Below are 11,538 nucleotides of genomic sequence, written 5' to 3' on the forward strand. Positions count from 1 at the left end.
TTCGCGGCCTGCCGCGAACAGGACCGGGGCCGCCTAACAGGGGGGTGTTTCAGTGATGGTGCACTGCAGCGTCAGTTTCGTTACGGATCGGATACGAAATCCGATCGGAGCTGCCATGTCGCACAATCGCCAGCCAAGCCGCGTTGCGTCCTGTTCTAGCCGACCGCCCTTCGTTCGATCAGTTCGGTCAATGTGGCCAGCGGACACAGATCGTGTCGCCTGGCGCGGCTACAGCCTGGCACGTTCAAAATCTGACGCGCTGGCGCATCGCCGTCGGAAAAGCGCACCAGGTGCCGGATCTGTTCCGGATTGGCGGATTCGAAGAACAGCCGTGCCCAACGGTGTCCGCGTCCGTCGCGCAACACCTCGATTCCCAACGCGCCGCCCGGCGGTGGATCGCCCGGTGCATAATCGCGGGCGGTGACCTGTACCCCCAAGAGCGCCGAGAGCGCCGCGACATTGGTGTCATGCCCCATGAAGATGCTGACCTTGGGGGCAGCGGGATTGCGCAGAAGCGCCGCGATCCGGAGCGCCAAAGGGCCCGCCACGCGCGCGGCCATGTAGGGCGGCCGCGCGTAAACGTCGAATAAGGCGGCATGGAGTACGGCGAGGCGTTTGAGCGTGGCGGGCGTGGCGCGCCCCCAGCCCACCTGCGCCATCGGCAGCCCCTCCAAATATTCCAGCAGCAGCACCTGCGCCGTGCCGGAATAGCGACGGATGGGCCCGGTCAGTGCCACATCGCGGCCATCGTCGCCGACGCTGACCGTAGCGGGCACTGCCGCCAGATCGCAGGGGGCAGGAGCCCGGTCGCAGCCAAGAACGTGCGCCATCTCGCGTAGAGCGGCGGCATTGCGCGCGGTCATCGCGGCCACGCCACCGGTATAGGCCTGGACCGAGGCGATCGCCGCTGCGCCGTCAAATGGCATCGGGCTTATACGCATCGGCTCGAACAACGGGTCGGTCTGGCCGTCGGCCAAGTGGCCGATCGGCACCGTGCAGCCCGGTGCGAGGCCATTGGCGAGCGCCGCGCCGCTGGCGATGGTACGGGCGGCGGTGTTGGTCCAGATCGCCAAATCGCGTGCCGCCGGGCATCGCCCGCGCCACAGTCCGCTACGCTGGAAGCGCGCCCGGCGCCAACTGCCGATCCGGCGCAGTGCCTCTGCGCCATGCGGGGTGAGCAAGCTCGGCGAGACTGGCCAGGCGGGCAATGGGGCATGCGGTAAATCGTCGATCGCGGCTTCCGATTCCAACGGCGCACGCACGCCGTGCCGGTAGAGCAGCACCACCTTTTCCAGGGTCAAAGGCGCGCGCGTCTGCGCCGCCGCATCGCCGACCGCGCTCGCCGCGACCGCCACGACGGCAAGCCAGCCCAACATACGCCGCATCATGGAAGCCTCACAACAAAGCCGAGGTGCAACGGGTCGGGCGCACCCGGATAATAATCGGTACTGATGATCTGCGCGCCCGAACGGAGCGCGGCCTGAAACCGGCGATAGTCCCCGCGGCGCGCCTCCACCGTGTCGGAATCGGCGCGAGTGCGCACGATAAAGCCCTGCGCCACGGCTTGACGGATGCGCGCTTCGTTCTCGACCGGATTCTGTACGTTGAAGATGGCGCTTCGGCATCGCCTTCGCCGTAAAAGCCGAACATCGCCCGACCACGCAGCGAAGCGTGGCCGCGTCGGTAGGCGTCGAGCACACGGTCGTTGGTGTCGAGGATCAGCATCACCTTGCCCTTCGCGGCGCTTTGGCGGGGCCACCCGCGATGCAGGACGCCCGCGCGCAAGGTCGGCCATCGACCGCGAACCTGATCGGGCGTGATGAGATGCGCGGTGCCGAAGGTGGTCCGCGCGCTGGTATCGATCGCTGCCAAGGCGGCCGCGTCGAACGGCATCAATTGCGGCATGATCGGATTGTCGTCCCGCCCGTCACTGGCATTGACCACCACGGTGATCAGCGCATGGCCGGGATGCGCGCGCGACCACGATGCAACCTGCGCGAAGCAGTCTGCCAGCGTCAGGCACAGGCTGCGCCTGTCGACAAAGGGCACATGCAAAACCTTCGCGCCCGGGCGGCGCATAGCGGCGAAGCTGGCAGGATCGCCGACATAGGGGGCGGCGAACAGCCCGCCAAAGGGATCGGCGACGGGATCGAATTCGAGTTGGCGCAGCCCGAGATCGAGCTGCCGTGCAATCGACGGGTGGCCATATTCGACTGCGGCGGAGTGTTCCCCGAGGATGCGCCGCTGCTCGGCAAGCGTCTGCTCCGTCAATGCCGGACGGTAGGAATTGTGGGAACCAAGCACGTGCATCCCGTTGAGCGGCACATCCTGGGCCCGCACCGCGATCGGCGCTGCGGCACACAACGCCAATGCCAGCGCCGCAAGCCATTTCTGCATCACGACTCATCGTCCCGATTGGTGAACGCGATCGATCCGCGCGGCTCACGAAGGGGATCGATCACGTTTCACTATGTCCCGTTAAATGCGGGCGATTGGGTGAGGCCGCCGGTCGCTGTCACCACAGGACAATGACGGTGCCATGACAGGCGCGGTATTATATAGCGGCACTGGCGGATTCGGAGCTGATCCGTCTACCAAACTGCGTAGGACGTAGCCCCTGGAGGTAGCGAGTATAGGCCGGGCGCAAGGCGCCTTGCGGCAGACTGCAACACAAGCCTCCGGGACGGGTGGCTCGCGGCGACCTTATGGCCGGCACCGCTGGCCGCACGGCGACCTGACCTGCGGCGTGGCGAACGAGCGCGCGTTGCACCGCAAGAGCATAGGATATTTGATCGTTTCACGACGCTGCCCTAGACGAAGCGTTCCTACATCCCGCATCATTAGGCGCATCCCATGATAGCTCCGCCGCCTCCACCCTCGTCCGGCGACGTGACGACGATCGCAAGCCTTGTCGATCTGGCGCAGGCCGCTGGTACGTCGGTATCGACCGCTTCGCGCGCGCTATCGGGGCATTCGTCGGTCAACGAAAAGACCCGGCTGCGCATCCAGAAGCTGGCCGACGCCCATGGCTTTCAACCCAACCGTCTCGCTCGCAACTTGCGGTTGCAGCGTACGCAGTCGATCGGGCTTGTGCTGCCGCTTGGGCACGAGGCCGGGCAGCACCTGTCCGACCCGTTTTTCCTGTCGCTGCTCGGTCATCTGGCGGATGGGCTGACGGAACGGGGCTACGATTTGGTTCTATCGCGGGTGATCCCGCACGATGGCACCTGGCTTGACCGCCTGGTCGATAGCGGACGGATCGATGGGCTGATCCTGATCGGTCAGTCCGACCAGAGCGACGTGATCGACAAAGTCGCGGCACGCTATGCCCCGATCGTGGTGTGGGGCGCGCGCCTTCCGGGACAACGCTATCTGACGGTCGGATCGGACAATCGACTGGGCGGAGCGCGTGCAGCCGAGCATCTGATCGCGATTGGCCGACGCCGACTCCTGTATCTTGGCAATGCGAGCGCGCCCGAGTTCGCGGAACGGCTTGCCGGATTTCAAGACGCGGTGTCGCGGGCCGGTCCCGGCGTGGCGGCAGCGGCGCTGGACCTGCACATGACGCCCGACGCAGCCCATCTTGCGATTGCCAAATACCTTACCGAGCATCCCGCTCCCGATGCGATTTTCGCGGCATCCGACGTGGTCGCGATGAGCGCCTTGCGGGCGTTGCGCGAGCGCGGCCTGAGCGTGCCACAGGACGTCGCCGTGGTCGGCTATGATGATGTGACGCTGGCGGCGCATACCGCCCCGGCACTGACGACGATCCGCCAGGATCTGGTGGTCGGTGCCAAAGCGCTGATCGAGATTCTGTTTCGCCGGATTGCGGGCGAACCCGCGCAATCGCTGCAACTGGACCCGCAACTGATTGTGCGCGGGTCGAGCGTGGCCTGACGTCAGGCCGCTGTCGCGACCGTTCGCGCTGGCGCGACCCGCATCGTCGCCAGCGCGGCGGCAAGCATCAGCACGCCGCTGAGATATAGCACGTTGCGTGGGTCGCCCCGCAGCACGCCATTGTACAGCAAGGGCAGCGTCAGGCTCTGGATCATCATCGGCACAACGATGAACATGTTGAAGATGCCCATATACACGCCCGTTCGCGCCGGTGGGATCGAATCCGCGAGCATGATGTACGGGTTCCCCATCAGGCTGGCCCAACCCAGACCGATGCCGATCATCGGCAAGAACAGCCAGTTTTGCGTGGTGATTCCGGGGATCGTCAGCATCGCAGCGCCCGCCGCCACCATACACAGCGCATGGACGTTGCGCGCGCCCCATGCCCGCGTCACCGGCACCAGCGCAAAGGCACCGACAAAGGCGATGAAATTGTAAAATCCGCCAAGCTGCCCGGTCGCAAGTGCGGCGGCGCGAAAGCCGGGGGAGGCGGGGTCGCTCGTGCCGTGGAGCGAGCGCGCCAGCGAAAAGGTGATGTACTGCCAGTAGCAGAACATCGCATACCATTGGAACAGCATCGCCACCGCCAATTGTCGCATCGTCGGCGGCATTTCCCGGATCGCGTCGCCAATCTCGCGCAGCGTGCTACGGGCCGATAACGGGGCACGGCGCAACTCGGCAATCTGGGCTGCCGTCAGGGGAAGTTCGCGGACCGACAGAACCGACCACAGGATCGTCGAAAGGGACAGCACCGCGCCGATCAGAAAAGCTGCTTTCGTAATGTGCGGGATGCCGTTCAGGTCGACGGCATCGCGGCTCATTCCCGCATAGACCAGGATGGAGGGGGCGAGGTAGGCCAGGGTTTGCGCAAGGCCGGTGAAGGCGCTCTGGGTCAAGAACCCGATCGGTCGCTGGTTTGCATCGAGCCGGTCGCCGACATAGGCGCGGTAGGGTTCCATCGTCACATTGTTGGCGGCGTCCAACACCCACAGCAACGATGCTGCCACCCACAGCGTCGGGCTGTACGGCATGGCGAGCAGCCCCAGGCTGCACAGGATTGCGCCGATCAGGAAATAGGGTGTGCGTCGGCCGAAGCGGCTGATGGTGCGGTCGCTGAGCGCGCCGATGAGCGGCTGCACCAGCAGCCCGGTCATCGGGCCCGCCAGCCACAGCAGCGGCATCGCCGCCTCGCTGGCCCCGAGGTAACTGTAGATCGGCCCCATATTGCTTTGCTGCAGGCCGAAGCTGAACTGGAGCCCGAAAAAGCCGATATTCATTTGGAAGATGCGCGCCAAGGAAAGGCGCGGCTTGCGCTCCCCTGCGGACGCGTTGCCCGTGCCGTCATCCGCCTTCTGTTGCATCGCCCTCTCCAACCTGTTCGTGACAGCCTGTCTTTCGGCGGTCGCTACCATCGATCCAAACTTTTCACAAACGATTGCGAAAAATTATTGCAATCGATTGCGAAGCGCTTATGAGCATCCCTCAAGCCGCAATACAGCGGACACTAGGAGGGGTTATCATGAAGCTTGCAACGCTTTTGCTCGCCGGTACGGCTTTGGCGTTTCTGCCGCAGATCGCACTCGCGCAGAGTTCCGTGCCCGCGCCGGAAGCGGCCGTCGAGCCCGAAGCCAAAACAGATGCCGCCGATATCATTGTGACAGGTACCGCTCGGCCCGAGCGCCGTTTGACGACCAGCATCTCCATCAGCGCGGTCGACTCTCAGGAAATCGCCAAGCTCGCCCCAATGGGCAGCGCCGACCTGTTGCGCAACATTCCGGGCCTGCGCGCCGAATCTTCAGGCGGCGAAAGCAACGCCAACATCGCGGTCCGCGGTTTGCCGGCGGCAAGCGGTGGCGGCAAGTTCGTCCAGTTTCAGGAAGACGGCCTGCCGGTGCTGGATTTCGGCGATATCGCCTTCGCGACCGCCGACACCTTCGTCCGCCCAGACTATAGTGTTTCCCGCGTCGAAGTGGTGCGCGGCGGTTCCGCCTCGACCTTCACCAGCAACGCGCCGGGCGCGATCATCAATTTCATCAGCAAAACCGGCGACGTGGCCGGCGGAACGGTCGGCATCACCAAGGGGCTTGATTTCAACCGTACCCGGATCGACGCCGATTATGGCGCGCCGCTCGGCGAAGGATGGCGGTTTCATGTTGGCGGGTTTTACCGCGTCGGCAATGGCGTGCGGAACGCCGATTATACGTCGGAGCGCGGCGGCCAAATCAAGGGCAACGTCACCAAGACTTTCGCCAACGGCTTCATCCGGCTGAACTTCAAATATCTCGACGATCGCTCGCCCATCTATGTCCCGACACCCATTCGGGTAACCGGCACCGCTGCGAACCCGACCTATTCGTCCTTCCCGGGTTTTGACGTGCGGTCGGGAACGTCGCTGTCGCCCTATTTCCGCTCGGACATTGCGATCGGCAGCGGCGGGCAGCGGATCGTCTCCGATCTGGGCGACGGCTACCGCGTCAAGACGCGCGGCGGCGGTGCCGATGCATCATTCGATCTGGGCGGCGGCTGGCACATCGAGGACAAGTTCAACGTTGCGAGCAATTCGGGCAGCTTCGCCACCTCCTATCCGGGCCGGGTCGCGCCGCTGACCACCTTGATGAGCGAAATCGGCGGTGTCGGAGCCACCTTGCGCTATGCCAACGGGCCAAATGCGGGGCAGGTCATCGCCAACCCGGCGGGTCTCAATGGCAACGGCCTCGGCATCAACGCACTGACCTTCGGGGTGACGCTGAACGATTTCACCAATGCCACCAACATCCTGACGCTGAACCGCGACTTCAGCGCCGGTGGCGGCACCGGCAATGTGACGGCCGGCTATTTCAAATCCTATCAGGCGATCCAGATGGATTGGCACTGGAACAGCTATCTTCAGGAAGTGAAGGGGCGCGATGCGGCGCTGCTGAACGTCTATAATGCGGCCGTCAGTCGGTTACGCAAAACGGACTCATCGCTTATGGCGAACCGGTGTTCGGCAATTGCTGCCAGCGTTATTACAATGTCGATTACAATATCGATGCCCCTTATCTGGCGGTTTCGTACAAAATTGGTAAATTGAACCTGGACGGGAGCGTCCGTTTCAACAGTTCGAGGGCCAGCGGACATTACGCCTCGAATAACGGGCTGAGCGTGGTCGATGTGAACCAGGACGGCATTATTCAGACGCCGGAACGCAGCGTGCCCGTGGTCAATCCCCAGGCATCGTCACCCGTCAACTATCGGAAGAACTATTTCACCTACTCGGTCGGTGCAAACTATGAGGTCATGCCGAGTCTGGCGCTCTTCGCACGCGTGAGCCGCGGTGCGCGGTTCAACGCGGACCGTATTCTCTTTGGTGGCGGCGTGCGGGCCGATGGCAGCGTCGCGGACGAAGTCGCGGTCAATTTCGTCAATCAGCAGGAAGCGGGCATCAAGTTCCGGCGAGGCGGGGCCTATGTCAACCTGACGGCGTTCCGCGCGACCACGGCCGAGGCCAATGAAATCGTCATCCCGCAGCAAGCCATCATCAACAACAAATATCGGTCTTACGGCGTGGAATTCGAAGGCGGGGTCGATCGCGGCATTTTCCACCTTACGGCCGGTGCCACCTATACCCATGCCCGGATTACCGAGAGCCAGGTAACCCCGGCGCTGAACGGCAACATCCCGTATCGCCAGGCGGCCTTGATCTTCCAGGCGACGCCTTCGATCAGGACCGACCGGTTCGACATCGGCGCAAACGTCACCGGCACCACCTCGTCCTACGCGGCTGACGTCAACACGCTGAAGATGCCGGGATATGTCATGACAAATGCCTTCGCCTCTTATGCGATAACGCCAGCGATCCGGCTTTCGGTGAACGTCCAGAACCTGTTCGACGTGATCGCAATTACCGAGGTCGGCCAGGTGCCGGACAGCGTGCCGGCTGACGGCATCGATACCGCGCGCGCTTTCCCCGGGCGCAACATCAGCGCCACCGCGACGCTGCGTTTTTTGATGCGCGGGCGAGCGTTTGCGGTGGCGGCGATGGCCACGGTGCTTGTGTCGGTCGGGGCGACGGACAGGGCGGCAGCGATGGACGAGACCGTCGTCGTTCCACCGCGGCCTTTGCCCGTGCCGAAAACGGTTAGCCCTGAATTACAACGGCTGATCGGATCGCCGATGAACCCGAGCTGGGATCAGCATCCGGCATCGGCGGAGGCGTGGCGCGCGTTGGTCAAAACTTACGCCGCCGACATTGAAACCGCGTTGCCGGCGCTGATGGCCCGCGAAAAGGTCACGATCCGCGCAGACCGGATGAACGGCGTGCCGGTGTTCTGGGTCGAGCCAGAAACCGTGCCGTCGGAGAACCGGGACCGCATCCTGCTCAACTTCCACGGCGGCGCGTATGTTTTCGCCCCCGGCAAAGCCGGGCTACGCGATGCCATCTTGCTCGCCGGGCGTGGCTTTAGAGTGCTGAGCGTCGATTACCGCATGGCCCCGGACGCCCCATATCCGGCCGCGATCGATGATGCCGAGGCAGTGTGGAAGGCGGTCGTCGCCCAATATCCCGCCAAGCGTGTCGGCGTGTTCGGATCGTCGACTGGTGGGGCGATGACACTGGCGCTGGTGGTGCGCGCCAAGGCGCATCATTTGCCACTGCCCGGTGCGCTGTGGGCGGGCACGCCGTGGGCGCAACTCGACAAGGTCGGGGACAGCTATTTCACCAATGACCATATCGACAATGCCCTGGTGTCCTATGACGGACTACTAGGCGCGGCCGCACGACTCTATGCGAATGGTCACGACATGGCCGACCCGGAGCTGTCGCCCGTCAATGCCGATTTCACCGGCTTTCCGCCGACCTTGCTGACGACGGGCACCCGCGATTTGTTCCTCTCCAACACCATCAGGGTTCATCGCAAGCTGAAGCAGGCGGGGGGCGTTAGCGACTTGAACGTCTATGAGGGCTTGTCGCACGGCGATTTCGAGCGCGATCCGGATCTGCCGGAATCGCGCGAAGTGTACGGCGAAGCTGCGGCCTTCTTCCGCCAAATGCTGGCCCGATGAGCGAGACGTTGCAGTCGTTGTTCGATCTGCTGGAACCGCTCTACCAAGGCCATCCTGCCTGGCCGGTGGAGCGCGACCGTATCGCGGCGGCGGTGTCCGCCGCCGCCGGGACCAGATCGCCGACCTTGCGCGCGCTGGACGCCGACCGGGCGGCGCATCCCGCCTGGTTCGGTGCGCCCGACATGGTCGGCTACAGCTTCTATGTCGATCGGTTCGCCGCGACCCTCGCCGGGTTGCGGCAGAGATTGCCATGGCTGGAAGCGCTGGGCATCCGCTTGCTCCATCCCTTGCCCATGACATTGGGCCAGTCGGAGCACAGCGATGGCGGTTTTGCGGTCGCGGACTATCGCGCGATCGAGCCCGCGCTTGGCAGCCTGGACGACGTTCGGGCGCTGGCCGCCGATCTGCATGAGCGCGGCATGGCGCTGGCGATGGACTGTGTGTTGAACCACACCGCGCGGGATCATCCCTGGGCGCAGGCCGCACTGGCTGGCGATCGCGAGATGCGTGGCTATTACCGCATTGTCGACGACGCTGCCGAAGTCGCCGCCTGGGAGCGCGATCTGGACGAGGTTTTCCCCGATACCGCGCCGGGCAATTTCACGCATGAGCCCGCGCTCGGCGGGTGGGTTTGGACGAGCTTCTATCCGTTTCAATGGGATCTCGACTGGTCGAACCCAGCGGTCTTTCGCGAAATGCTCGATGTGTTGCTGTTCTGGTCGAACATCGGCGTGGATGCCTTTCGCCTCGATAGCGCCCCCTATCTGTGGAAGCGGCGCGGGAGCGTATCGCGCAACCTGCCGGAAACGCATACGCTGGTTGCCGCGCTCCGCGCCGGTCTCGATATCGCCGCGCCCGGTGTCGCGCTGTTGGCGGAAGCGATCGAACGCACCGCCGACGTGCTGCCCTATATCGAGCCACAGGATGGCACGCGCGCGGCGCAGCTTGCCTATCACAATGGCGTGATGGCGGCGTTATGGGTGGCGTTGGCGACGGGCGACGCGGCGATCGTCGGCGATCTGGTTCGCGATACCGTGCTGACGCGGCCCGATACGGCGTGGCTCACCTACCTGCGCTGTCATGACGACATCATCTGGTCCGCACTCAATGGGCGGGTGTCCGCCGAAGCGCTGGATCGTATTTCGGATTTCTACACCGGTGTGGGCGGGTTCGGCGATGGCCGCCGCTTTCAGGCCCGCCCCGGCGCGGCCGCCAGTACCGTCGGGATGCTCGCCTCGCTGGTTGGCACTAAGGGCCCAGAAGCGCTCGGCCGCTACCGCTTGCTGCTGGCGACGATGCTGGCGCTGCCAGGCATGCCGATGTTGTACATGGGCGACGAAATCGGGCTGCCCAACCATGTCGATCCCGCTGCGCCGGACGATGCGCGCTGGCTGCATCGGCCGCCGATGGACTGGTCACGCGCGGATAGCGCGGCGGCGGGGAAGGGCGCTGGGGCGGAATGGCTGGCGCTGACCAAGCGGCTTCTCGCGGTGCGGGCCACCTTGCCGGCGTTCGACGCCAAGGCCGCTACAAACGTGCAGGCCGATGTGCCGGGCCTGCTGGTCGTGTCACGCGGCGGCGATAGCGATACGGTCGTACTCGTTGCGAATTTCGGTGATGTGCCGCAGGCGTTACCCTTTGCGGGGCGGTGGAAAGATGCGATCGAGGACCGTCCGATTGGGCGCGTGATCGCGCCAGGGGCCGTGCTCTGGGCAATCCGTTGTGATTGACCGGTTTACAAACAGCGTCCTTCGCTGATCATGCGATGTCGCCCCTGACCGCGAAACCACCGGCCGCCAACGTGACGGTGCCGGTCGGGATTCGCGCGCGCGGTTGACATCAAGAAACGATAGCTATCAATATCGCCTTGTCGCTATGCTCTGGTCGTGAGAAGCGCGCCGGTCGCGACAGGAGAGATGTATTGAGCAATCATCGCAAGCCGATGCAGGAGCGGTCGCGCAAAACCTATGAGCTCCTGCTTTCGGCTGCGGAAACGCTGCTTGAGGAGGTTGGCATCGAGCGGATTTCGAGCAACCTGATTGTCCAGCGCGCCAAGCTGACCTCTCCTGCATTCTATCGATATTTCGATGATAAATATGCCGTTATCGAGGCATTGGCGGAACGACTGATGCAGCGCCAGAATGAAGCCCTGACCCGCTGGATCGACCGGTATCGGGATGCGGGATACGATACCTTGGTCGATCATATCGAAGATCTGGTTCGCGAAATGGACGCGATCACGCGTCAGCAGCCAGGCGCGATCTGGATTATGCGCGCCCTCCGTGCAGTGCCGAGCCTCACCCACATCCGACTCGCTTCGCATCATTTTGTCACCGATCTGATGACGGACGTTTACATGACCTATCTGCCTGGCGTGCCGCGCGAGCTGGTCCGCCGCCGTACGCGGCTGGCGGTGGAGATCGCCTATTCGGTGGATGAAATGCTCAAGGAAGACGCGGACTCGCGCGAGGAAGTCTTTGAAGATCTGACCTATATTTTTCGCTCGCTCTATTATCATCCCGATTTGGGAAGGGTGCCGCCGACGCCCCAGACGACTGTGGCTTCGGGCCTTGCGCTATCGGCCGACGCCTGACGGGA

7 protein-coding genes and 1 pseudogene are annotated in these 11,538 nt (G+C 63.9%); 5 read left to right on the forward strand and 3 right to left on the reverse strand.

Going from position 1 to position 11,538, the window contains the following annotated elements:
- Window positions 1–155 precede the first annotated feature (155 nt).
- Both NW75_RS03000 and NW75_RS03005 read right to left on the reverse strand, forming a co-directional pair.
- A complete protein-coding gene (locus NW75_RS03000; protein WP_033963741.1) occupies window positions 156–1,385 on the reverse strand; it encodes a histidine-type phosphatase in 1,230 nt (409 codons plus the stop codon).
- A pseudogene (locus tag NW75_RS03005) lies at window positions 1,385–2,397 on the reverse strand (phosphatidylinositol-specific phospholipase C domain-containing protein). The gene NW75_RS03000 and the pseudogene NW75_RS03005 overlap by 1 nt, the downstream one beginning before the upstream one ends.
- A 456-nt stretch (window positions 2,398–2,853) precedes the next feature.
- On the opposite strand from NW75_RS03005, the gene NW75_RS03010 reads away from it, so the two are divergent.
- Entirely contained in the window at window positions 2,854–3,897 is a 1,044-nt protein-coding gene (locus NW75_RS03010) for a LacI family DNA-binding transcriptional regulator (protein ID WP_052192093.1), read from the forward strand.
- A gap of 2 nt (window positions 3,898–3,899) precedes the next feature.
- Here NW75_RS03010 and NW75_RS03015 read toward each other — a convergent pair whose 3' ends face one another.
- Window positions 3,900–5,258, reverse strand: coding sequence for an MFS transporter (locus NW75_RS03015; RefSeq protein ID WP_033963669.1), 1,359 nt, complete (start codon window positions 5,256–5,258; stop codon window positions 3,900–3,902).
- A gap of 158 nt (window positions 5,259–5,416) precedes the next feature.
- On the opposite strand from NW75_RS03015, the gene NW75_RS25755 reads away from it, so the two are divergent.
- The 4 genes from NW75_RS25755 (at window position 5,417) to NW75_RS03035 (ending at window position 11,533) form a co-directional block, all read left to right on the forward strand.
- Window positions 5,417–6,970, forward strand: coding sequence for a TonB-dependent receptor plug domain-containing protein (locus NW75_RS25755; RefSeq protein ID WP_231564911.1), 1,554 nt, complete (start codon window positions 5,417–5,419; stop codon window positions 6,968–6,970).
- Window positions 6,880–8,940 carry a TonB-dependent receptor domain-containing protein gene (locus NW75_RS25760; protein ID WP_231564912.1) on the forward strand — a complete coding sequence of 687 codons (2,061 nt, stop codon included), beginning with the start codon at window positions 6,880–6,882 and terminating at the stop codon, window positions 8,938–8,940. Before NW75_RS25755 ends, NW75_RS25760 begins: the two co-directional genes overlap by 91 nt.
- The gene (locus NW75_RS03030) at window positions 8,937–10,670 is read left to right on the forward strand and encodes an alpha-amylase family glycosyl hydrolase (protein ID WP_033963675.1); all 1,734 of its coding nucleotides are present in this window, start codon (window positions 8,937–8,939) and stop codon (window positions 10,668–10,670) included. The genes NW75_RS25760 and NW75_RS03030 overlap by 4 nt, the downstream gene beginning before the upstream one ends.
- 191 nt (window positions 10,671–10,861) lie before the next feature.
- Complete coding sequence (locus NW75_RS03035; RefSeq protein WP_052192096.1) at window positions 10,862–11,533, forward strand: TetR/AcrR family transcriptional regulator; 672 nt, start codon at window positions 10,862–10,864, stop codon at window positions 11,531–11,533.
- Window positions 11,534–11,538: the final 5 nt, after the last annotated feature.

The organism is Sphingomonas sp. Ant H11 (assembly GCF_000797515.1).
Taxonomy (GTDB): Bacteria; Pseudomonadota; Alphaproteobacteria; order Sphingomonadales; family Sphingomonadaceae; genus Sphingomonas.

Bases quoted from the DNA above. Each gene is read 5' to 3' on its own strand.
- NW75_RS03000 (WP_033963741.1), bottom strand. From the start codon at position 1,385: ATGCGGCGTATGTTGGGCTGGCTTGCCGTCGTGGCGGTCGCGGCGAGC.
- NW75_RS03030 (WP_033963675.1), top strand. From the start codon at position 8,937: ATGAGCGAGACGTTGCAGTCGTTGTTCGATCTGCTGGAACCGCTCTAC.
- NW75_RS03010 (WP_052192093.1), top strand. From the start codon at position 2,854: ATGATAGCTCCGCCGCCTCCACCCTCGTCCGGCGACGTGACGACGATC.
- NW75_RS03015 (WP_033963669.1), bottom strand. From the start codon at position 5,258: ATGCAACAGAAGGCGGATGACGGCACGGGCAACGCGTCCGCAGGGGAG.
- NW75_RS25755 (WP_231564911.1), top strand. From the start codon at position 5,417: ATGAAGCTTGCAACGCTTTTGCTCGCCGGTACGGCTTTGGCGTTTCTG.